The organism is Acinetobacter soli, assembly GCF_018139125.1.
Classification (GTDB): Bacteria; Pseudomonadota; Gammaproteobacteria; order Pseudomonadales; family Moraxellaceae; genus Acinetobacter; species Acinetobacter soli.
The window spans coordinates 390,210-414,187 of sequence record NZ_CP073241.1 but is presented as its reverse complement, the minus strand read 5'-3'; the positions used below and the strand labels follow the sequence as shown (position 1 = coordinate 414,187).

Below are 23,978 nucleotides of genomic sequence, written 5' to 3'. Positions count from 1 at the left end.
GTAGCTTTTTCATTGCTTTAAATTCATCTTTTTCCCTCTACATCGATTACATCGGCATAATGGTGAGGATTAAATTTATATACCAAAGTAGTGACCACAATCACCATGAACAACTGTAGTATCCAAGCGATGGTATAGCTCGCTGTTATATCGTGCAAAATGGCAACCCACCATGGCGCAATTGCGGCAATTAAAAAACCGCCTCCTTGCATGAGTGCAGAAAGCTGACCTGCCATGACTGGATCAGATAAGTGATCCAGCACAATAATCATCATCAATGCAAAACAGCCTCCTAAACCTGCGCCAATCAGCATTACCCATACATAGGCAAACATCTGAGGAATAAAAACCAAACCAGCAAAACCTACAATTTGCATCACCAGTGCCGCACTGAGCCATAGCCGACGATCTTGATTTTTCCGGGCCAAATAAGGCAAAACTAAAGCGGAAATGGCTTGGCAAAGCGTTAAAATCGCCATTAGGTTTCCGCTTGATTTAGCACTCCAGCCCAATTCTTGGTAGGCAGGTGCCAGCCATGCCACAATGCTGGTATAACCACTGTTAATCAGCCCAAAGCATACAATCAGTAACCACGTGCGCGGTTGTGATAAAAACAGCGAAATCGAAGCTGATTGAAGCTTATGCTGTGATGGCTGAGCTAAATAACGTGCCGCAAGAAGCAGCGCAACCAGTGCCGGAACACTAAAAATTGCAAGGCCAAACTGCCACGATCCATATTGTGCTGTGATCAAAGGCGTTAAAAATGCGCCAAGCGCGCCGCCTCCCATGAGCATGGCAGAATAAAGCCCCATCATGGGTCCCATCTGATCGGCAAACTCTCGTTTAATCAAGCTTGGAAATGTCACTTGCAACATCGCAACACCCAGCCCAATTGCGCCTGCCGTACCAATCAGCAATAAGCCATTCGGCGCGATAAATCGAGACGCACATCCTATACAAATCAGACTTAAAGCTATCAGGCTGGCTTTTCGCTCACCCAAAGTGTTGTGTATCCACGGGCCCAGCAGCGCAATCACCCCCATGAGCAGCATAGGAACCAATGTCAGCAGTGCAATCCCTTGTAAACCAAGGCTCATATCGGCTTTAATCCGATTGACCACAGGGCCAATACTGGTCATAAAGGGCCGCAAATTTAACCCCACTAAAGCCACTGTTATCATCAATAAAGCTCGATTGGTCACCTGATTTTACTCACTGTTGATAGGGTATGTTAATGAATTGCCAGTACGCGTAGATCCCTGGGAGATGTACTAGGCGAGTAGGAACATAACAAATTTGCATTGGTTGCTTGGCAAATGGCGTAAAAACTTACGATCCACATTCACTCAAATGCTCCTCAAGTTTTTAGATATTCTTGTTTCTTATACTGCTCAGCAAAACCGTTCTGTACGTTCTCACTACTCAGCATAAACATGATCTTTTATATTTAGAAATTAAATTATTTAATCGAATACATTAAGATTATAAATACTTACTTTTAGGATCGTTGTAGCGATTTGGGAGCACCACATGTTTGATCATCGTTTACTTCGGGCATTTGTGGCGATTGTTGAAACGGGAAGCTTTACCTTGGCGGCAGATCAACTGCATATGACCCAATCGACCATCAGTCAGCAACTGGCTCGGCTAGAACACGCTGTCGGTAAGCCTTTGATTGAGCGCCAGTCCCGTTCTTTACAACTGACCACAGCGGGCGAGTCGCTTTTGGGATACGCCAGACGTATTCTGGCCTTACAACTTGAAGCACAAAATGTGCTAAGCACAACCACAGGCAGTATTCCCATCCGTATTGGAGTACCAGAAGATATTATGAATACGGAAATGGCGAGATTACTGCATAGCTTTAGTGAAGCACACCGTTCAATCCGGCTTGATGTCACGGCAGGATTAAGTCGTGATTTAATGACACGCTATCGCGCAGGACAATTTGATATAGTGATTGTAAAGGAACCGATGGCCAGTGCAGATCATTTTGCAACATTTCCAGAAGCAATTGCCTGGTTTGAAAGTCAGCATTTTAGTCAAGTATGGCCCGATCCCATTCCTTTGGTAACCTTTCCGCAAGGTGGATTGTACCGCGACGAAATGTTTGATTTTATTGAACGTGAACGTAAACACTGGTATGTCGCTTTTTCAAGCAATAGCCTTGCCAGTGTTTTGGTCGGTATTGAAGCAGGATTAGGAATCTCGCTTTTGCCCGTGGCAGCCACACAAGGATACAATGTTCGCGAATACAGCGTCTTTGGGCGAGCACCCGCTATGGCGGTATCGCTTTATCGCTGGGAAAAAGATGGTGTTATCTCAGAACTAGCCACACAAATGGCACAAATATTACAAAATCGTTTGCATCAGTTTGCGCCATCCACATCGATAAGTACTGAGTAAAAGGAAATGTGATCGCCACGCATTTTGAGCGATCACACTCAGTTCAATGATTCAGGCTAGCCGCGGCAACTGGTAAAAAATAATGTTCTGGTGCATTTTGTTGGCGTCGCAGGCGCAGCTGTGCTGTTGTTCTGATCAAACGTTGCCGTGTTATTTTGCGTTGGAGTGCCTGTTAAACTACTTAATGCTGCGGCCAGATTGAGACGAGAAAAACGTAAACCATTTCGAGTATCGGTCACCAATGTTCCACTATTTTTGAGTCGATTGACGCTCTCGTCGAGACTATCATTTGCAAAGGCATTATTGGCTCGAATTATGGCCAGTGCAGCCGCTACATGCGGTGTTGCCTGAGAAGTACCGCTCATAACAATGCCACCACCTGAAATTCGAACACCTGGTGCAAGTAATGTTAAATTTGCAGAACTGTTACTAAAACAAGCGACTTTATCTGCATAAGAGCTGCTATCGGTACATGAACTATACATGACACGGCCAATATTTGAGTCGTACACTGCCCCTACACTGACTGCTCCCTGTAAACAGGCCGGATATGAAATGGCATTGGATTTAGCCGAATTTCCAGCCGCAACGACGGGTAATACACCTGCTTCACGTAGCGTTTGAAAGCTTTTTGATAATGAGCCTGTACAGGTCGAAGTATTTAAATCTCCCCCAAGACTCATGTTTGCAGTCTTGATATTGAGGGTTTTGGCATTGTTGGTCACCCAGTTTAAAGCCGCTGCAATATCACTGTCATACGCCAGTTTGCCACGAAAAACATCCATGGCAATAATCTTGGTATCTGCCGCGACTGTGGCAGCAATCGCTGCAACATTGGTGCCGTGTTTTTCACTGTCATCAAGTTGATTATCTTCTGGCGCCATATCCATAGCATAGCTGACCCGACAACTGGCTGGTGTGCCGGCACGTGTGCAGTTTCCAAAATCATTTAAACGATAATCTACACCCGTATCTAAAATTGCCACCGATGTTCCCTGACCAGTATAACCTTTAGATTTTACTGCTGGTTGGCCAATCAGATTCAGATTTTCATTGGCCATGGTTTTAGACGCTATATTCGGATAAACCGCTTTGACCTCTGGATCATTGAGCAACTTTACCAAAGTATCACGCTGTTGAATTCGATAAAAAGTCAAAGGCAATGCATTGTAATCACGCATTAACTGCACACCGCCAAGTACGGATAGACGTTGTCTTAAATTCTGTTTTTGTTGATGCAGTTGTGTAATTAAGGATGTGCTTGTTAATGGCTGTGCATGATTCGTCTCGACAATCAAATCATTGGATGCATTATTCAATAGTGCATCCAGATTAATTTTACCTTGTGCAACTTTTTGTAGCGCCTGTGCAGACAGTTTCGCCCGAGCTTGTTCAGATGAAAGCTGAGCGTGCGCTGATGTTATTCCCAATCCAATACTTACAATGAATAGCATGTACTTATGCATGTGTTTAATTCCATTTTTGTTGGGTGAAGAAACGTTAGGGTTTAATAATTTGATTACCCGGGTCCTTTTCTGGATCTATGGGCTGAATGCTCAGATCACTTTTGGTATCGGCAAGTGGCGCGCTGTCGGATGCTCGCTGCTCTGCTTGAGTAACTGAATGAGATGTCACGTCTTGAGTAGTGATATTATTTAGGTGAGATGGCTGATCAAGCTGCCCTGCTTGAGCTTGTGCAGTACTTTGCTTGATTGGGATAGCTGTCTCAGATGGTTGAAAATAAAAAAATAATAACGTCAGAAGCACAATAACTAATAGCAAAATAGAAGCAATTCGCATGTTTCATCCGTGTAGAATTGAGGTTGATGTGATGGGCTGATCTATCGATAAAACCAGATCATCCATGATCAAATTTCAAGCGAACATACCTGAGAATCATTATCAAAACTAGCTACAAACTGACGAAGAATTCTTGAAAATACTAAGTTAAAATCATCATATCTTTATAAAATAAAAAAACGCTTTAAATTCAATTATCTTGAAGTTATTTATGCTGTAATAAATATGTCATTTAAATTTTTTGTTACACAAATAATTTTATCTTTGAAATTTACCTAAGGCCTGAAACCATTTGAGCACTTCCAAATTATCCAAGTAAAAAACGCTGGTTTAAGCATCCATACACAATCTGTTATAGTCATCCAGACAAATCACATGACCATCATATGCAAAAATCCAAACAACTGGCACTGAGCTTAAAGCGATTGATCGAAACAGGGACATGGAAAGCCCATGACAAACTTCCCTCGCTTAGACAGCAAGTCCAAATTTCAGGATTTAGCTTAATGACCGTTTTAAATGCCTATCAGGAGCTCGAAGCTCAAGGGTTAATTTATTCTAAATCAAAGCTTGGATACTTTGTTGCTGTCCCTCCAGTGCCTGCATCGGGCACACATAACATGGTTCAGAGTACCAATATCGAAATCAATTCACGGGTATTTCGCTATTTAAAGTCGATTCAGTCTGAGCATATTGTGCCATTTGGAAGTGCCTTTCCTGACAGCCGTTTACTTTATTCAGCGCAGCTGATGCATACATTGGCTCGACAAGCTAAACATAAACCGGCTTATCAGCAAATGCCAAGCCTTCCACCAGGAAATTATGCATTACGCAAATACATAGCGCAGCGCTATTGCATGCAGGGTATTCCGACAGACCCAGAAGATATCGTGATCACTTCGGGTGGGTTAGATGCACTGAATCTTTCACTACGCGCGCTTACTCAGGCAGGCGATTATATTTTGCTACAAGAATCCATTTTTTATGGTGCTTGGCAAGCCGCAGAAAATCTGGGTTTAAATGTGATCATATTACCGGATCATCCTGAATACGGACTCGATCTAGAGGCTTTTAAGCAAGCACTGATCACCTACCCTATAAAAGTATGTTTATTGATGCTCAATAGCCAAAATCCAATTGGTTTTACCGTGTGTGATGAAATTAAGGCACAGCTTGCAGCATTACTATACGAGCATGATGTGTACTTGATTGAAGATGATGTCTATGAGGAGTTGTATTACGGCGTACACAAACCACACTCGATGAAATTCTTTGATCGACATCATCGAGTGATACACTGTAGTTCATTTTCTAAAACATTAGGCGCAGGATTTCGTGTAGGTTGGGTGTATGCTGCACAATTCTCGGCGCAAATTCAGCATTTACAACTGATGAGCACCATCTCTGTGAATGCGCTGATTCAAAGTACATTGGTCGAATATCTGTCTCAACGCTATTACGACAAACATTTAAAGCAGTTGCGTAGCAACTTAAAACGTCTTAAAGATCAATATTACGAAATACTGACACAGCGACTACCAGCGACTTGCCACATACATTATTATCCTTCTGGATATTTTTTGTGGATTGCTCTTCCAGAACGGCTAGACAGTCAACAGTTGTACCAAGATCTTCTACAGCACCAGATTGGAATTGCGCCAGGTTATTTATTTAATCAGCGTCCCGAACATGCGCATCATTTGCGCTTAAACTGTTCGTTTGAAATTGACGCCACCATTGAGCAGGCACTTCAACAACTCGCACAGTCGATTAAGCGACAATTTGCACTCAATTCAATGCATATTCCCAAATCAGATAACCCATAAAAAAGCCCAGAAATGAGTAAAATGTAATGATAAAAAAAACAAACCAGGCTTTATTTTTACGAAATAAAAAGTTCATGCTGTCCACTCCTGATTGAATATGACACTTTAGAGTTTGGCAGACCATAGGAAAACTGGTAGATACAATTTTTGATGAACACACTATAACAGACCATAACAGCGCACAAGAGGCGCTGAATGAGTCAAGCTTTAGGTTTAGCCGATCAGGAAGATTTAAGTGAAGATGCCACCGTGTCGGTAACTGGCTGATGATTTGGTCGGTACAGTAAAAACAGTACGGAGAGTGCAGCAATTAAAATCATGGGAATACTGGAGGCAATTACAAAGATTTCACTTTGGCCAACGCTCAGTAAATAGCCTGCGAAAAGTGGCCCGATAAATGCGCCAACTCGTCCTAACGCCACTGCGGCACCAACGCCAGTCCCCCGCATTTCTGTAGGGTAATATGTTGCAGCCAATGTATACAAAATCGACTGACACCCAATAACAAACATACCACACCCTGCGGCGGAGAGCGTGAAGGCAAGAGTGGTATGCGAATAGGCCAAACCAATCAATGACAGGAAGATTCCGGTATATGCGCACATCGCAATCATAATTTTATTGAAACGATCGAGCATCAGGCCCAGAAGTAACACCCCAACAGAACCTCCCAGATTAAATCCCATTTGAATATAACTTGCTTGATGCTTAGTTAATCCTAAACCGGCAATCAGTGTAGGAAGCCAGTTTTGTAGCAAGGCCAGCACCAGTAAGGTTCCAAAAAAACTGATCCATAAACTGGCAGTGGTGCGGGTTCGTCCTTGAGAAAATAGTACCTCAGACATACTGTATTTTGTACTTTGCCGTTGATGGCTTTTCAGATAGGCTTTCGATTCAGGCAAAAAATAATAAAGAACAACGGCTAAAAGAAGTGGCGCCCCGCCCCCCAGATAGAAAATATGTCGCCATTGATGATCTGCATCTAGGCCTAGTGCAACTACAGAAGTCAAAAAACCGCCAATTGGCATACCACAATACATTGAACTGACTGCTGTGGCCTTATATTTATCGGGAACCGCCTCAGACACCATGGTAATCACAATTGGCAGTGCGCCACCCATGCCGATACCAGTCAGAAAGCGAATCGCTAATAAAGCTGTATATTCCTGCATAAAAGGCGTGATGAGAGACATTGCACCAAAAATAATGACACAGGCAATTAACACTTTTTTGCGACCTATCACATCGGCAATACGCCCTGCAATTAATGCACCGGGTAAAGTCCCCAAAACAGCAGCACTGAAGATCCAACCCATCTCGGCGCTCGACAACAGCATTTCTGCTTTCATACGTGGGGCGGCAACACCCATAGACTGCAAATCAAAACCTTCAATAATCGCAAAAATAAAACACAAGACCAAAGTAATGATCATTACATGAGATGAATGAGGAGGCTGTTTGAGACCGGATTCAACCGTTTGCATGTTTATCTTCCTTTTTATTTTGTATAAATCAGCTTTCCGAGCTGTTTTTGATTTTTTTCAAACTAACAAAGATTATTTATTTACACAATAGTGAATTAAATTATGAATAGCATAATTATTTCAATTGATCTTGTTTGGATCACTCCTACGAGCGAGTTAAAACTTTATTCTAAATAACAAAAAGCACCCGAAGGTGCTCTTGTTTGGACAGATGTCCTTATTGCGGAGTGATGTTCACTGCGCTTGGGCCTTTTTTACCTTCAACGATGTTGAAAGAAACGCGTTGGCCTTCATGCAAAGTTTTGAAACCGTCAGTTGCGATTTCTTTGAAGTGAGCAAATACGTCTGGACCAGAATCTTGTTGAATAAAACCAAAACCTTTAGTTTCGTTAAACCATTTAACGGTACCAGTAGCTGTGTTAGACATAATCTATCCTATAAATTTTAAGGGTGGAGCGTCATGCGAGATGACTATTTAACTGTAAAAATTGAACAAATTGAGCTTAAGATCTATAAAACGAAGGATTAAGACTAAAACTACGATACTTAAAGAAGATTGAACTAACCGTCTAATTTTTCTAGTTGCAATTAGCATACAGCAAAAATGAAATTATTCAACCGTATCTTGGGTCTGTTTCGCAACTTCATTCTGGATTTTGTTGGTTACTCGCTCAAAGCCTTGTGAATCCAGCAATAGGGAGTAGATGAGATCGTGTTCAAACTTAAAAAACAACAAATCACCAGCACGATTTAAATCTTTGTGCACCTAAGACTTTCAATTAAGATTGTCAGCATTACTACTTTTTATCAAGATAATTTGCAAATATCTCAATTAAAAATATAAGTAAACTCACCACAATTCCAACAATGAAACTAATCATTAATGCTCAAGAAATTGAAAAATCACCTTCTTCTCTAAATGATGCAAATAATCCAATACAAAAACCAGCAATCATAATTAACCCGAATCCTGCTTAAGCCGATGATTACTTAATTTGAATTGTTGGCTTATTTCCATGGGTTAATTGATATGCACATAGTGAGGCGTAAATTCCACTCAGTAATCCATGAAGACTACGTGCTTTACTCGTCACTAAATTGTATTGCCCCTTCAATAAACTGAATAATGTTTCTATCTTATTGCGTTGCCTTATGTGATATTCATCTGATACACAGTAACCTCGATCCCCGTAAAGTTTTCCGTTTAGGCCAGCAACCAATTGCTCAACCATTTTTATGTCAGCAACATGTCCATTCGATAAAGCAGAACACGCAATTTCACCAAATTGATCCATCGCAATATGTAATTTACAGCCATAAAACCAGCCCATTGAGCTTCTACCACGTGATGCAATTTGGACTCATGATTTATGACGCTGAATACGTTGATTTTTACAAACTGGCAGAGTTTTTGAATCGATCCATAAATATTGTGTACCTTGGCCTTTCATCAGCGCCACATGTAGGGCATGCAGTGCCAATTCATGCCTTTTGATCAGATGAATCATCCTTTGATAGCAAGGCAAGTACTTAAATAAATGGCTTTTATCTTCTTTTAACCAAGTGAAAAAGGCTTTGAAATTATTGAAATGAGAGCATATGTACCAAATGGCAATAAAGCAGATTTCTGAAATTTTAAGTTGAGCAGTTCTGATTCTTAGGGAACCACGGTTTTGCTTGAGAAACTCCCAATAAGTTGATTCAAATTTAAGAAAAAATCATCAATTACGCAGAATAATTCGGTACTATTGAACATCAGGACTAGAGTTGTGAGTTTGGTGTGGTAACTCAACTGATGGCTCTAGTCCTCTTATTTTTCAAGTCAATTTCTTATCCGCGATTCGGGTTACGATAGGGTTTAAATATATAGTTATATGGTTTTATAACGCAATATCATATCTTTAAGCGCCTGGCTGTGATCGCTTAATTGCTCTATTGGAATATAGATTGATTGCTGAATAATCGCCTTTCCTTGTATAAAATCAGCGGGTCGATTGACACAATCAATTGCAATGATTTTACCCTCACGTAAATAAATCACAGTAAATGAGCCTGAGTCAGGTTCACCGCGCAGAATCTCCTGATCATAGCCAATTGAAAGCCCAATCGTTTGTAATTTCAGATCATACTGATTTGACCAAAACCACGGTACAGCTGCGTAGTCTTCGCCTTTATCCAAGATTTCTTTGGTGACAATCATTGCTTGATCATTGGCATTTTGTACAGATTCGAGTCTGATACGCTGTCCATCGGCAAAAAAATTTTCATGATTAGCACAATCACCAATTGCAAAAATATCAACCAGAGAAGTTCTGCAACGGCGATCCGTTTCAATTCCATTACTAAAAGCTGCACCTGCCTCGACTAAGACATTCACTTCAGGGTTCAACCCTATCCCAACAATCACCATATCCGTAGCAATTCGTGTTCCATTGGCAAGTATCACCGTATGCACTCGCCCCTGATCACCTTCTAGATAATCCACTCCTTGCCCTAAGTAAAATTCAACTCCTTTTTCCTGATGATATTGCTGATAAAAATCAGATATTATGGGTCCTGCAACACGCGCCAGCACTCTTGACTGTCCTTCAACCAAAGTCACATCTCTATTAATTTTGCGTAATGCACTGGCAGCTTCTAAACCAATATATCCACCACCAATGATCACACATTTTTGAACTCGATCTAGCTCCTGATTAATGCGATCTACATCTTCACGATTACGAATATAATGAATACCTTCTAAAGCCGCACCTTCACAACTTAGCCGACGTGGTTTTCCACCCGTGGCCCAAATCAATTTATTATAGTGATATTCGTAGTTTTGCTGCGTTAAAATACGATGTGACTGAGCATCAATCTGAATCACGCGTTGTCCAAGCTTTAGATCAATTTTTTTGTCTTGCCAGAACTGTTCTGGACGCAGCAAAATTCGTTCAAACGTTTTTTCACCAGAAAAATACTCTTTTGATAATGGTGGTCGCTCATAAGGTAAATGTAACTCTTCACCTATCATCAAAATTGATCCAGTAAATCCTTGTTGTCTGAGTGCAACAGCCGCTTGTGCGCCTGCGTGCCCTGTGCCCACGATAATCACATCGTAATTTGACATTTATTCCTCCGGTGCAATTTCAACTACAAGATCATCACATTGTTCATCAATAATGACCTGACAGGCTAAACGAGAAGATTCGCGGCGTGATAAGCTACTATCGAGCATGTCATTTTCGTCATCACCCAATGGGTTTAAATGAGCATAGCCCTCCAGAATGTACACATGACAAGTAGCACAAGAACAACAGCCACCGCATAAAGCGCTAATATCCCCAACTCCCGCATTTCGCAAGTTCTCCATGAGTGAAAGTTGATTTTCAACGGTAACCGAGGTGCGTTCACCCTCACGAGTGACAATGGCAATCGTTGGCATAAAACTCTCCTTTTTTTCTAATGATGGACATGTTCAGGAATGAGAACCGCTTTTATACAGCGGCCTTGTGCCTGGTCTTGTATGGCCTGATTAATCTCACTTAGTGCATACTTTTTGATAAGTTTGTCGAAAGGAAATCTGCCTGCTTGATAATGTTCAATCAATTCTGGCAAGAAGGTATCCAGATCACTATCGCCTTCGATAATGCCATGAATACGGTGACCAAAAGTAATGAGTGATACCAGATTGACATTGAGTGTCGTTTCTACACTGGGCGGAACTCCAACTAGTCCAAGTAAACCATGACTGCCCAATGATGCCAGTGCCGCTTCAACCACTTCACCTCGTCCACTCGATTCAAATGCAAAATCGACACCTTGCGGTAAGATATTGCGGATGTGTTCGGTAATATTACCCTGTGCTGGATCAATCACATGATGCGCACCCAACTCAAGGGCCAGTTCACGACGTGAAGCCATTGGTTCAACTAAAATAATGGTTGCGCACTGTTGAATGACGGCTCCCATCACCGCTGCCAAACCAACAGGCCCCCCGCCAAAAATCGCAATAGTCGAACCTTGAGGGCAAGCCAGTGAACGCATCACCCCTCCTGCACCTGTTTGTAAACCACAACCGAGTGGTCCTAAAATTTCGATCGGTAAATCCTGAGCAACCTTAACAATGTTACGTTCATTGGCAAGCGCATGACTGGCAAAAGAAGATTGTCCGAAGAAATAACCCGATACCGCCTGATCATTTTGTTTTAGCGTAGAGCTTCCATCTGGGCGCGCACCGACATAGTTGAGCTGCGGAAACTGAGTACAATACGGTGGTAACTGTTCTTTACAGCGTGGGCATTCACCACAACTGTTAAAACTCATTAAGACATGATCACCCACGGCTACTTTTGTCACTGCTTTACCAATTTTTTCAACCACACCTGCCCCTTCGTGCCCAAGAACTGCGGGGAGTGGAATCGGAATTAAACGATCACGAGCGACTAAGTCGGTATGACATAACCCCACACCTTCAATACGGACCAAGACTTCATGATCTTTTGGCTCATCAAGTTCAACCTGTTCAATAGTAAAATCCTGATGCGCTTGACGCGCCACAGCTGCTGTAATTTTCATTGTATTATTCCCTTAATCCATTTAATTTTTAACTTAAAGCCATAATCACAGACTTAGACTCCAGATATGCATCTAAAACTTCCTGTCCATTTTCACGACCTATTCCAGATTGCTTAAAGCCTCCAAATGGGAAGTTCGGATCTGCCAATAAAGCACAATTCACAAACACGGTACCCGCATCGAGCGCTGCTGAAACTTGATGGGCAATGGATAAATCTTGGGTCCAAAGATGTGCTGCCAAACCATAAATGCTGTCATTACTCAGTTGAATGGCTTCATCTAGACTCTGGTATGCTGCAGTTGCAAGTACTGGCCCAAATACTTCTTCTTTCATAATCGCGGCATGTGCAGGAACATTTTTTAAGATGGCTGGACGAACGTAAAAACCTTGTTCGGGTAAAGTCATTGCGGATAAATCCAGTGACTCGATTCCCTGTTGCTCTGCTTTATTCAAAAATTCTTGAATACTGTGCTGTTGACGAGCATTAACTACGGGCCCCAATTGCGTATTTGGATCATCGCTAGACCCTATTTTCAGGGTTTTGGTAAATGCTATTAAACGCTCTAACACCTCATCATAAATATCATGATGCACGTACAAACGTGTTCCTGCATAACAGACTTGTCCTGTATTAAAAAAACAGCCCATCGCAATGGTTGGAATGGCTTTATCCAAATCTGCATCTTTATGCAAAATGACTGGAGACTTTCCGCCAAGTTCTAGCGTTACACGTTTAAAATCGGCGATACTGGCCTGTAAAATAGAACGTCCTGTTTGAGTTGATCCTGTAAAGGCAACTTTAGCAATATCCGGATGAGTAGCCAAAGCATGACCAATATCACTGTTACCGGTCACGACATTAAAAACGCCTTCGGGAAAACCAATCTCTCGTGCAATTTCTGCCAAACGTAAAGCTGTGAGGGGGGTGTCTGACGCAGGTTTCAGTACAATGCAACAGCCTGCTGCTAGTGCAGGCGCAATTTTCCACATCGACAAAACACTTGGAAAATTCCACGGCGTGATTGCGGCCACCACCCCAACAGGTTGACGACGGCTATACGCATGAAATGAACCCGCAACATTGCTTAGCTCACCTGCGCTACCCATGATTTTACTGGCCCAACCTGCATAATATTTAAGCCATGCCACTACGGCGGGAATGTCTACTGTTTGTGTGATTGAAATCGGTTTGCCAGCATCTATCGACTCTAATTGCGCCAAACGAGTGCTATCCTTTTCAATTGCATCGGCAAAACGTCGAATTAAATTTTCGCGTTGTAATGGCGCCACCTCATGCCAGGCTGTACTATTTAATCCTTGTTTCGCTACTGCGACAATCGCATTCAAATCTTCCACAGATGCTTTTGGAATATGTGCAATCAAGGTTTCATCACAGGGGTTTATATCCTGAAAGGTCTGATTAACATCCAGTTTTTTACTGCCTGCATACAAAGCCAATTCAGGTAAAAGTTCTTGAAATCTGGCATTCATGTTGGGTCCCTAATTTTTTTGGGACGAATTTCTCAAGTGCATTTGAGTTTGCTCAAATGCAACCTTTAAAAATTCGTGTATAAAATTAATATTAGAGGTCAAACTAAAGGCTAAAGCATGTCGTTTAGTATCTCGTGATTGACCTTGTATTACTCATTTCCTAATGCAGTCGTCGCCTTAAGTCTGACGGATTTTTCCCCATTTTTTTTAAAAACAATCGGGTAAAATGTGATTGTGAATTAAATCCTGACGCCTCAGCCACCATGGAAATAGATAGATCGGAATTATTCAACAAATGCTCTGCCCGCTGTAAACGACATTTCAAGATATATTGGTGAGGAGTAATCCCCGTTGCCTCGCGGAACATACGACAAAAATGGGCAGGCGTTAAATCAATTTCACTTGCAAGGATATCCAAACTAAACTCTTGCTCAGGATGTTCACGGATCATATTTAAAATATGATGCAATCTGTGCGCAGAACAACTTGTTCTTGGAATTTGATCCGTCAGTTGAGTATCAGCACGATTTAAATGTGCGACAAAAGTGGTCATCAGCAAATCAATATATTGATCACGTTCTACACTTTGTGCTTCATATAAACTGGCCAGCATTTGTCTAATCAACGCAATACCCAACGTATCTCTGTATGCAAAACGGACGTCTGTAACGAAATCTCGGATTGCGCGTGGTAAGGTCAGGGTGACAACATCTAATTCACCATTCACTAGCCAGCCAGAAGCAACATGTGCAGGCATATTGGTCATGTCACTAGGTTTAGAGCCTGTACGACTCCAACATTGACCGTCACGCATATGTACCTGCTGTTTACCACCAATATGAGCAACCAGCATTGGCTCTGGCAATGCGTCTAAATTATAGTGACCCACGAACTGACGCCAACGCATCATTTGCCAGTCACTTTGTTTGTTGACATAACTCACTTCTGGGCGACAACCCAAAGTTTGACTGACGACATCTTCGTTACGAAGTGCTAATCCTTGCATGATGATCTCCTCATTTGGCGACAAGCACCACATTGAGATTCTTTAATCCATTTAAAAAATTAGAACGAAAGCGTCTTGGTTCAGATTTTAATTCGAAACGCTCTACCCGTTCTGCAAGCAACTCGAACACGACTCGCAGTTGCATTTCAGCTAAACGTGAACCGACACATACATGCTGACCAAAACCAAATCCCACATGTTGAAATCCTTTACGTGTAACGTCAAATTCGTCAGGACGTTCAAACACATCTTCGTCACGATTTGCTGAGGAATACCATAAAACAACTTTATCACCCTTGGCAATTTTTTGCTCACCAATCATGGTGTCTTGGGTTGCTGTACGGCGCATATGCAACACAGGTGAAGCATGACGTACCATCTCGGCTGTTGCCGTTTTAAGTAGTTCAGGATTTTGTTTAATTTTGTCCCATTGCTCTGGATTTTTGCAAAAATTGACGATGGTATGACTCATAGAGTTACGAGTAGTTTCGTTGCCACCAACCAAGGTTAAAATCAGATTTCCAATAAAATCCCGCAATACAGGCGCTTTACCATCAATAGGAACCGTTGCAAGCAACGTTGCAATATCGTGTCCTGGATGAGCACGTCGCTCTTCAAACAATGCCTGACAAAAGCCCATAAACTCAATCATAGTTTGCTGCATGGCTTCTGGTGATTGTCGAAATTCTGGATCATCTTCACCGACAAAAGCATTAGTCCAGTGATAAAGATCTTTCCAAACATCTGGTTTAACGCCCAATAATTCTGCGAGTGTCAGTAATGGTAAAGGTGCCGATAATAACTGCACAATATCCACTTCCTGATCAAATGGAATTTGTTCAATTAATAATTTGGCTCGTTCACGAATTCGATTTTCAATATCGCCAAGTCGCGCTGGTGACAATGCTGGCATGATTGCTTTGCGATATTGAGTGTGAAGCGGTGGGTCAATCGAAATAAACGGGATTCCAACTGCAGATTCCCCTGCACCTGTCAGACCGACTTCATTTTCATTAAAAATACGATGACCACCATTTTCATAAGCCGATGAAAATACGGCAGGATTACGAGATACCTCACAAATATCTTTATGTTTCATCACGGCCCAGAAACCTGAACCATCAACTTCATCATTCCAGTAAACAGGTTGTTCTTTACGAAGCTGCGCAAATAAATCATGAGGGACGCGCTGCTGATATAAATCAGGATCTTTCAAATCAATTCGAGACATTCCTTGCTCCTTAATATTCATTATTTTATTGTGAGATTTTATGTTTCAAAATGCTTTCCCAATACGTAACAGCATGGAAACATCATTTTTAAAGCCCCCTTCAACCTGTACATCGCGTGCCAACATGCCTGTAGCGATGACACCATTTTTAAATGCATGAGTCGTGGTTAGACGAAGTTGTGTTACATCCGTTTTCATGCCTGTGTATTGATCGTTTAGAAACTGTTTGCCACCAAATTTCTTTGAAAAACCAATCGCATAGTTGGTCTGTGCACTAGGCTGATAGCGCAAATAAGCCTGTGCTTGTGAGGATGGATCTGTTTTAACTTCAAAACCATTGTGATCTTTAGTCTTATAAAATCCAACATCATAAGCAGCATCAATTAGAAACCCTTTGCCTAATCCTTGAATTAAACCAATCTGTGGCGTAAGCACCCAAGTGCCTGTACCAATATTCACCTTACCAACATCATAATCGCCTGTCGGTGCTGTCACGTAACCACTTAAAGCAATCGTTGTGCCTGTCGGTTCATTTGAGGCTGTGGGATATAAAGTAAAACCAAAATTAAGATCACCTAAACCAGAATTATCAGGTTGATCAATTCCACCTACCGTTGCTTTGTCGACATAACCCGAAGTTAAAAATGTTTGTATGACTGTTTTATAACCTGCGATTTCCTGCCAACTTACTGCGCGTAAAATTCCAGCATAAACCTGAGCATCGGATTGTGGAATTTTACCAACCCCATCGACTTTTAATGTACTGGCATCTTGATAAGCAAAGTAAGCCAGACCGACTTTTGTACCATCTCCTAGCCAAGTAAAATCACCAGGCAACATATCAAAAGCATAACTGCTTACTGAAATGGTAGAACATAATGAACCTAACAATAGGCAATGTTGAACCTTCATAACCTCTCCTTTCCTATTCCTTTTTCGTATTATCTCGGTGAGCAAATTGCTAACCTTTTTTATGTGTCTTGGTATGAAAATAACTGGTTATTTCAAGCCTTGAGCATCTGTTTAAGGCTTATTCCTAAAGCCCTTATTTAGCAGTATAAAGTTCCGCCCTAAGTAATCAATGCACAATCTAACGGCTAAATTTGCACTTTTTTGCGCCCTTAAATATCAAAAAAAGAAGAAAAAAGTTTTAAGTACAGTTGAAGTGTTTTCAACCTTTAAATAAAAAAATCAGGTTAGAATACTCCTGATTTTTCTGGATAAGCTTGTGATTTGAAATAAAAGCGGCTTCATTTGATGAGTAACTTCTTTACAAGCCTCTAGCTATCACCATCCGCTGTACATCACTAGTTCCTTCATAAATTTGCGTAATTCTTACATCCCGGTAAATTTGCTCAAGAGGAAAATCTTTTAAGTAACCATATCCTCCCAAGGTTTGAATAGCACCTGAACAAACGCGCTCAGCCATTTCAGAGGCAAACAGTTTTGCCATTGATGCTTCCACTAAAGCAGATTGTCCAGCTTCTCGTAAACTTGCTGCATGCCAAACCATTTGTCGTGCTACCGCCACTTGAGTCGCCATATCCGCCAATCTAAAAGCTACAGCCTGATGATTAATGATTGGTTGACCGAATGCATAACGTTCCTTCGCATATTGTACCGCTTCATCTAAGGAAGCCTGCGCCATTCCTACAGATTGCGAGGCAATTCCGATGCGTCCACCAGCCAAATTATCCAATGCAATTTTATATCCCTCGCCCTCTTCACCAAGCAAATAATCTTTGGAAAGCTGTATCTGATCTAGTTGGATTTGCCCTGTATCTGAAGCATGCTGTCCCATCTTTTCTTCAAGTCGTAGTACTGAATAACCAGCAATATCTGTAGGGACAAGAAATGCACTAATACCTTTTTTACCTTTCTCAGGATCTGTCACTGCAAACACAATCACCACATCAGCATGCTGTGCTGAGGTAATAAAGTGCTTACTACCCGTAATAATATAATCATCACCTTTTTTAATTGCTCTGGTTTTTAGATGGCTAGCATCTGTCCCTGCTTGTGGCTCGGTCAGAGCAAACGCACCAAGCATTTCCCCTTGTGCCAAAGGAATCAAAAATTGTTGTTTTTGCTGGTCACTACCATACTTTAAAATCGGCATACACACGACGGAGTTGTGGACGCTCATGATAGTTGAGCAAGCACCATCTGCTGAAGCAATCGCTTCAATCGCACTAGCATATGCCACATAGCCTGTATCAGATCCGCCCCATACTTCTGGAACAAGCATTCCCATCAGGCCTAATTGTCCCATTTCTTGAATCATCTCTATTGGAAATCGGCGTGTTCGGTCCCATTCTGAAGAGTGGGGTTTTATTTTTTCCTGAGCAAATTGTTGCGTCATATCACGGATTTGTTGTTGTGCTTCGCTGAGAATCATCTGCTGTCCCTATAATTAATATAAATGATTAAGCCAAAGTGATTTACATCAGTTCAATTGCCATTGCTAAGGCTTCTCCACCTCCGATACAAATAGCCGCAATCCCGCGTTTTAGTTTATGTTGTTTAAGGGCATGGATCAGTGTTACCACGATTCTTGCACCCGATGTTCCAAGTGGATGTCCTAGGGCACATGCACCACCATGAATATTGAGTTTTTCATGTGGAATATCTAGTTCATGCATGGCAATCATTGGAACAATGGCAAATGCTTCATTGATTTCAAATAAATCGACTTGGTCAATCGTCCAGTTACACTGTTGAAGCAATTTTTGAATCGCGAATACGGGGGCGGTGGTAAACAAATGTGTTTCACCCGCATACACTGCCTGATCCACAATGCGTGCTAAAGGCTGAAATCCCTTAGCCTTAGCATAACTTGCACGTGTCAGTAAAAGTGCTGCTGCACCATCTGAAATCGAACTGGCATTCGCAGCAGTAATGGTTCCATCTGCGCGAAAAGCAGGTTTAAATTGTGGAATTTTGTCTAGTTTGGCTTTAAGCGGTTGTTCGTCTTGATGAATCGTGAGTGCTTGTGTTTTTTGCTGCACGGTCAATGGCACAATTTCAGCAGCAAATTGACCAGTTTTGATCGCATCACATGCACGTTGGAGTGAATCAATGGCAAAGGCATCCTGCTGTGCACGGTCAAACTGATAATATTGTGCGCTATCTTCGGCAAAACTCCCCATGAGGCGACCAGAAGTATATGCATCTTCTAGACCATCTAAAAACATATGATCCAGTAATTTGTTATGTCCCATGCGATAGCCTGAACGAGCGCGATTGAGCAAATAAGGTGTATTGGACATGCTTTCCATACCGCCTGCAATGACCACTTTGGCTTGTTCGGTCTGAATTAGATTTTTTGCAAAAATCAAACTTTGCATACCCGAACCACAAACTTTATTGATGGTCGTGCAGGCTACGGAAGGAGGTAATTGTGCTTTTAATGCGGCTTGTCGAGCTGGTGCCTGCCCTTGTCCAGCAGGAAGGACACAGCCCATGATTACCTGATCAACCTGCTTTGGATCGATGCAACTTTGTTTGACGACTTGTTGTATGACGAATTTACCTAAATCACTGGCCGTTAAACTTTGTAATTCGCCTAGAAATCCACCGATTGGAGTACGCACTGCGCTTAAAATCACGATATCGTCATGCATGGCCATCTCCTGTGTCATATCGAGTCTGGTTTGAAGAAGCCAAATACACTTTATAATCTTCAATCAGTTTACGTTTCAGTATTTTCCCCGTCGCTTCTCTTGGAAAGTTTTGACTAAACTCAAAAATCTGTGGGCATTTCACGCTTCCTAAAGATTGACGCACAAATTGTTTGAGTTTCTGGACTTCATCTGCACTGGACAAAATACAGGCTTTGAGCTGAACAACCGCAACCACTTTTTCGCCCATTTCGTCATCAGGAATACCAAAAACGGCGGCATCATTTACATCAGGATGTGTTATTAATAGATTTTCGATTTCTTGAGGATAAATATTGACTCCACCCGAAATAATCATGAAGTTTTTACGATCGGTCAGATATAAGTAGCCATCTTCATCCATCCAGCCAATATCGCCCAATGTGGCCCAACCTTGCTTGCTATAGGCTGTTTTAGTTTTTTCAGGGTCTTTGTAGTATTCAAACTGTGGGCCATCCGCAAAATAAATATCACCAATTTGCCCCACAGCCAGTTCGTTCTGCTGTTCATCAAGTATCTTAATTTTTCCTAGTACTGCTTTACCGACTGAGCCTGGTTTACTGAGCCATTCAACTGAATCCAATGCAGTAATCCCACATTGTTCAGTGCCTGAATAATATTCATGGAGAAGTGGGCCCCACCAGTCAATCATTGCTTGCTTAACTGGTACAGGACATGGTGCAGCTGCATGAATGACAGCTTTGAGCGAGGATGAATTAAAACTCAGACGTCTGGTTTCTGGCAAGTTAAGTAAACGAATGAAATGTGTCGGCACAAAGGTGGCATGACTGATCTGATATTGCTCAATTAAATTGAGTGTTTGCTCTGCATCAAACTTATCCATTATCACAACAGTTCCACCAAAACGATGAACAGCTAGGGCCCATCGTAACGGCGCAGCATGATAAAGCGGTGAGGTCGATAAATACAAAGTGTCTTGACCCATTTGGTATAAAGTACGTCCCATCGACATCAGTGGCACTGGCTGCATCAAATCACCTTCAGGTAAAGGCGGACGTACACCTTTAGGGCGACCAGTAGAACCAGAGGAGTACAACATATCTCCGCCTGGACTTGGGTCTGTAATATCACCTTCCGAACACTGGCTGAGTGCCTGTGTGAAAGAAGCCACTGAGGTTTTTGGTCCTGTGGCATATAAATAGACATAATCCAGCTGACTCAGTTTGAGTGCTTCTAAAGCGGTATCGACCAATGATTTTGAGACAATCAATATCTTGCTATCTGAATTATCTAAAATATAAGCCAGATCTTTTGCGGAGGTTTTACACGAAATCGCGGTAAGATAAAGTCCTGAACGCTGTGCTCCCCACGCCACCGTAAAGATATCAATACTGTTTTCAAGCAATATTGAAACAACATCACCACGTTTGAGGCCGTGTTGACGAAATAAATGTGCGCAGCGATTTGCCAATGCATTCATTTGTGCATAGCTTAGTACCTGTTGCGTACTGGCAAAGATGCAAGCAGCTTTATCTGGGGTGTTCTGTGCATGAACCATTGGATGCATCTTTTGATCCTCATTACCATGTGACATTTTTAATTTGAAAATTAACGTCCTTTCCATTCTGGTACACGTTTCTGGGCAAATGCTCTTGGCCCTTCAATGGCATCTTCTGAATTCAGCATGCGTTGTATCGCATCGTATTGCCATTGCTCCTGCATGGCTTGTTCAACCGAACTCTCCAATCCTCTTAACACAGCTTGCTTGGTAGCACGTATCGCTAGTGGACTACATGCCAAGATTTCATTTGCCCATCTTTTCGCTGCTTCAAGTACAGATCCACTGGTTACTTCATTGACAAAACCAAGCTCGAATCCTTCTTTTGCCGATACCCGACGTCCTGTAAATAACATTCCCATACTTCTTTTTAACCCAATGACTTGAGGTAAACGTTGCATTCCACCTGCCAAGGCAGCCAAACCGACTCTTGGCTCAGGCAAAGCAAAAACAGCATTTTCAGATGCAATAATTAAGTCGCAAGCTAAAGCCAGCTCAAACCCACCACCCATTGCGACGCCATTTACAGCAGCAATGACAGGTTTAGTTAAATCGAAACGTGTTGTTAAACCTGCAAAACCTGATTGCGGTGTCACCAGACCACCACCTGCTGCTTGTTGTTTTAAATCATGACCTGCACAAAACGCTTTTTCCCCCACACCCGTCACAATCGCAACCCATTGCTCATCATCATTTTGAAATTGATCAAAAGCTTGAGCCAACTCCTCATGGGCAGATGCATTTAATGCATTAAAACTTGCAGGACGATTGAGAGTAATAATTGTTAAATGTTGCTGTTTTTCAACCTGAATAAAGTGGTATTCCATTGCCACTCTCCTTAGATTTTTTAATTGATAGTTTAAATAAATTGGTTAAGACGCTCACGAATAATCTGATTGGCATCACTAACAATGCGTTGCAGTAATTCATGACAACTCGGAATATCTTGAATCAAGCCCTGTACTTGCCCAGCCCAGATCAGACCCGCATTCAAATCACCAGTTTCCAGTGCTTGACGACCCTTAATACCCGATACATAACCCCGTATATCTTCAAACTGACTGTTAAGCTGGCTTGAAATTTCGACCACACGATCTGACACACTATTTTTAGCAACCCGTCCAGTATTGTGAAATTTTCTGAAAATTAAATGGGTTGAACGCTCATCATTATTTACAATAAATTGCTTAATCGTTTCGTGGATTGGCGCTTCTTTGGTGGCACAAAAACGTGTACCCATGTTAATACCTTCGGCTCCTAGAGCTAGAGCAGCCACCAACCCGCGACCATCAGCAATCCCACCACTGGCAATCATTGGAATCGTTATTTGATTGGCTGCAGCAGGAATCAACACTAAGCCGGGTACATCGTCTTCACCAGGATGTCCCGCACATTCAAATCCATCGATTGAAATAATATCTGCACCCATTTTTTCAGCCGAGATTGCGTGGCGTACCGATGTACATTTATGCAGAATTTTTATCCCATGTTTTTTAAACTCATGAATGTGTTCTTGTGGTTTTCCACCTGCGGTTTCGACAATTTTGATTCCGCTTTCAATAATCGCTTGACGATATTCAGCATATGGGGGTGGATTGACTGAAGGTAATATAGTTAAGTTAACCCCAAAAGGCTTGTCAGTTTGATCACGACAACGTTGAATTTCTTTTACCAAATCCTCAGGCGTTGGCTGCGTTAATGCGGTTAGAATTCCTAATCCTCCCGCATTGGAGACTGCGCTGGCCAATTCAGCGCGTCCAACCCACATCATCCCGCCTTGAATAATCGGATATTCAATTTCAAGCAACTCGGTAACACGTGTTTGCAGTTTCATGAGTAAGCCTCCAAAATAGTGACATTTGCCATACCACCACCTTCACACATAGTTTGCAGACCATAACGCTTACCTTCTCTATGTAATGCATGAATTAATGTGGTCATGAGTTTGGTTCCTGATGAGCCCAGTGGATGCCCCAATGCAATTGCCCCCCCATGAATATTCAGCGCTTCAGGATTTGCATTCAAAGCTTGTAACCATGCCAGAGGCACAGGTGCAAAAGCTTCATTGACTTCATACAAATCAATATCAGTAATTTTAAGTCCCGCTTTTTTTAAAGCTTTTTGCGTGGCAAAAATTGGCTCTTCCAGCATTATCACTGGGTCACCTGCACTAACACTCATATGTACTAGGCGTGCTTTAGGAGTTAGACCATACGCTTTAAGCGCACGTTCACTGACGATAAGTACAGCACTTGCTCCATCACAAATCTGACTGGCATTTGCAGCTGTCACTACACCATTTTCCACTAAGGGTTTAACTGCTGAGATAGATTCAAGATTGGCATCAAAACGAATGCCTTCATCAACACGATGCACTTCATCATCTGTCTGAAGTGCAATAATTTCATTTTCAAAAGCACCCGTTTCGGTAGCTTGAATTGCACGTTGATGACTCAATAAAGCAAATTGATCTAGTTGCTCACGCTTAAAGCCATATTTCTTGGCCATCATTTCAGCGCCTGTAAATTGGCTAAACTCATCAACAGCAAACCGCGCTTTAATTCGAGGGCTTAAAGGATCGGCGGGGAGTCCAGCTTTAGCATGTAAGCTCGCATTACTCAACATCGGTGTACGCGTCATACTTTCGACACCACCTGCAATCACAACATCCTGCATGCCTGATAAAATCGCTTGGGCAGCAAATTGCACGGCTTGTTGCGAGCTACCGCATTGCCTATCAATTGTGACACCAGGTACATGAATCGGTAATTTGGAAGCAAGTACAATATTTCTGGCAAATGCAAAAGTTTGTTCACCTGCCTGAGTAACACATCCAAAAATCGCATCATCAATAATATTCGGATCAATACCTGTACGTTCCAACAAAGCATTAATGACTTCTGCACCCATATCAACAGGATGCCAGCTAGCCAGTTTACCGTTGCGCCGACCACCTGCCGTGCGTACTGCATCTACAATATAGGCAATATTCATA

Annotated in this window: 22 protein-coding genes and 1 pseudogene; 2 read left to right on the top strand and 21 right to left on the bottom strand. The window is 42.0% G+C overall.

Annotated features, from left to right (window positions below; all coding sequences use genetic code 11):
* Positions 1-23: 23 nt before the first annotated feature.
* The gene (locus KCV09_RS01820) at positions 24-1,181 is read right to left on the bottom strand and encodes a cyanate transporter (RefSeq protein WP_151816110.1); all 1,158 of its coding nucleotides are present in this window, start codon (positions 1,179-1,181) and stop codon (positions 24-26) included.
* A 349-nt stretch (positions 1,182-1,530) separates the two neighbouring features.
* Between KCV09_RS01820 and KCV09_RS01815 the strand changes: the two genes are divergently transcribed.
* Complete coding sequence (locus KCV09_RS01815; RefSeq protein WP_151816108.1) at positions 1,531-2,406, top strand: LysR family transcriptional regulator; 876 nt, start codon at positions 1,531-1,533, stop codon at positions 2,404-2,406.
* A gap of 56 nt (positions 2,407-2,462) precedes the next feature.
* Here the strand turns inward: KCV09_RS01815 and KCV09_RS01810 are convergent, their stop codons facing one another.
* Together KCV09_RS01810 and KCV09_RS01805 are read right to left on the bottom strand one after the other, a co-directional pair.
* Positions 2,463-3,872, bottom strand: a complete 1,410-nt coding sequence (locus KCV09_RS01810; protein WP_151816106.1) for a S8 family peptidase — start codon at positions 3,870-3,872, stop codon at positions 2,463-2,465.
* A gap of 34 nt (positions 3,873-3,906) precedes the next feature.
* On the bottom strand, positions 3,907-4,206 hold the full coding sequence (locus KCV09_RS01805; protein ID WP_004946313.1) for a hypothetical protein: 300 nt from the start codon (positions 4,204-4,206) through the stop codon (positions 3,907-3,909).
* 386 nt (positions 4,207-4,592) lie between these two features.
* On the opposite strand from KCV09_RS01805, the gene KCV09_RS01800 reads away from it, so the two are divergent.
* Positions 4,593-6,032, top strand: coding sequence for an aminotransferase-like domain-containing protein (locus tag KCV09_RS01800; RefSeq protein ID WP_151816131.1), 1,440 nt, complete (start codon positions 4,593-4,595; stop codon positions 6,030-6,032).
* Here the strand turns inward: KCV09_RS01800 and KCV09_RS16455 are convergent.
* The 18 genes and pseudogenes from KCV09_RS16455 to KCV09_RS01715 form a co-directional block, all read right to left on the bottom strand.
* The gene (locus KCV09_RS16455; RefSeq protein ID WP_004936303.1) at positions 5,995-6,108 is read right to left on the bottom strand and encodes a hypothetical protein; all 114 of its coding nucleotides are present in this window, start codon (positions 6,106-6,108) and stop codon (positions 5,995-5,997) included. The two genes, KCV09_RS01800 and KCV09_RS16455, sit on opposite strands and share 38 nt — an antisense overlap.
* 145 nt (positions 6,109-6,253) lie before the next feature.
* Positions 6,254-7,516 (bottom strand): 3-(3-hydroxy-phenyl)propionate transporter MhpT, encoded by a 1,263-nt coding sequence (gene mhpT, locus KCV09_RS01795; RefSeq protein WP_151816129.1) that lies wholly within the window; start codon positions 7,514-7,516, stop codon positions 6,254-6,256.
* 217 nt (positions 7,517-7,733) lie between these two features.
* Positions 7,734-7,943, bottom strand: coding sequence for a cold-shock protein (locus KCV09_RS01790; RefSeq protein ID WP_004936298.1), 210 nt, complete (start codon positions 7,941-7,943; stop codon positions 7,734-7,736).
* Positions 7,944-8,126: 183 nt separating this feature from the next.
* Positions 8,127-8,282 (bottom strand): hypothetical protein, encoded by a 156-nt coding sequence (locus KCV09_RS01785; protein ID WP_171497723.1) that lies wholly within the window; start codon positions 8,280-8,282, stop codon positions 8,127-8,129.
* A 220-nt stretch (positions 8,283-8,502) separates the two neighbouring features.
* Positions 8,503-9,272 (bottom strand): annotated as a pseudogene (locus KCV09_RS01780) (IS982 family transposase).
* 114 nt (positions 9,273-9,386) lie between these two features.
* The gene (locus KCV09_RS01775; protein ID WP_151816189.1) at positions 9,387-10,628 is read right to left on the bottom strand and encodes an NAD(P)/FAD-dependent oxidoreductase; all 1,242 of its coding nucleotides are present in this window, start codon (positions 10,626-10,628) and stop codon (positions 9,387-9,389) included.
* A complete protein-coding gene (locus tag KCV09_RS01770) occupies positions 10,629-10,943 on the bottom strand; it encodes a 2Fe-2S iron-sulfur cluster-binding protein (protein WP_119689646.1) in 315 nt (104 codons plus the stop codon).
* A 17-nt stretch (positions 10,944-10,960) separates the two neighbouring features.
* A complete protein-coding gene (locus KCV09_RS01765) occupies positions 10,961-12,076 on the bottom strand; it encodes an NAD(P)-dependent alcohol dehydrogenase (protein WP_119689647.1) in 1,116 nt (371 codons plus the stop codon).
* Between the two features lie 28 nt (positions 12,077-12,104).
* On the bottom strand, positions 12,105-13,568 hold the full coding sequence (locus KCV09_RS01760; protein ID WP_151816187.1) for an aldehyde dehydrogenase family protein: 1,464 nt from the start codon (positions 13,566-13,568) through the stop codon (positions 12,105-12,107).
* Between the two features lie 160 nt (positions 13,569-13,728).
* Complete coding sequence (locus tag KCV09_RS01755; protein ID WP_119689649.1) at positions 13,729-14,574, bottom strand: helix-turn-helix domain-containing protein; 846 nt, start codon at positions 14,572-14,574, stop codon at positions 13,729-13,731.
* A 10-nt stretch (positions 14,575-14,584) separates the two neighbouring features.
* Positions 14,585-15,805 carry a cytochrome P450 gene (locus KCV09_RS01750; protein ID WP_151795738.1) on the bottom strand — a complete coding sequence of 407 codons (1,221 nt, stop codon included), beginning with the start codon at positions 15,803-15,805 and terminating at the stop codon, positions 14,585-14,587.
* Positions 15,806-15,850: 45 nt separating this feature from the next.
* Positions 15,851-16,717: a transporter gene (locus KCV09_RS01745; RefSeq protein ID WP_151815871.1), complete on the bottom strand. Its 867-nt coding sequence runs from the start codon at positions 16,715-16,717 to the stop codon at positions 15,851-15,853.
* A 358-nt stretch (positions 16,718-17,075) separates the two neighbouring features.
* The gene (locus KCV09_RS01740; RefSeq protein ID WP_119689652.1) at positions 17,076-18,203 is read right to left on the bottom strand and encodes an acyl-CoA dehydrogenase family protein; all 1,128 of its coding nucleotides are present in this window, start codon (positions 18,201-18,203) and stop codon (positions 17,076-17,078) included.
* A 43-nt stretch (positions 18,204-18,246) separates the two neighbouring features.
* On the bottom strand, positions 18,247-19,428 hold the full coding sequence (locus KCV09_RS01735) for an acetyl-CoA C-acyltransferase (RefSeq protein WP_151815870.1): 1,182 nt from the start codon (positions 19,426-19,428) through the stop codon (positions 18,247-18,249).
* A complete protein-coding gene (locus KCV09_RS01730; RefSeq protein ID WP_151815869.1) occupies positions 19,421-20,992 on the bottom strand; it encodes an acyl-CoA synthetase in 1,572 nt (523 codons plus the stop codon). Before KCV09_RS01730 ends, KCV09_RS01735 begins: the two co-directional genes overlap by 8 nt.
* Before the next feature lie 41 nt (positions 20,993-21,033).
* Positions 21,034-21,810 (bottom strand): enoyl-CoA hydratase-related protein, encoded by a 777-nt coding sequence (locus tag KCV09_RS01725; protein WP_151815868.1) that lies wholly within the window; start codon positions 21,808-21,810, stop codon positions 21,034-21,036.
* Between the two features lie 32 nt (positions 21,811-21,842).
* Positions 21,843-22,817 carry an NAD(P)H-dependent flavin oxidoreductase gene (locus tag KCV09_RS01720; protein WP_119689656.1) on the bottom strand — a complete coding sequence of 325 codons (975 nt, stop codon included), beginning with the start codon at positions 22,815-22,817 and terminating at the stop codon, positions 21,843-21,845.
* A complete protein-coding gene (locus KCV09_RS01715; protein WP_151815867.1) occupies positions 22,814-23,977 on the bottom strand; it encodes an acetyl-CoA C-acetyltransferase in 1,164 nt (387 codons plus the stop codon). The genes KCV09_RS01720 and KCV09_RS01715 overlap by 4 nt, the downstream gene beginning before the upstream one ends.
* Between the last annotated feature and the right edge of the window lies 1 nt (position 23,978).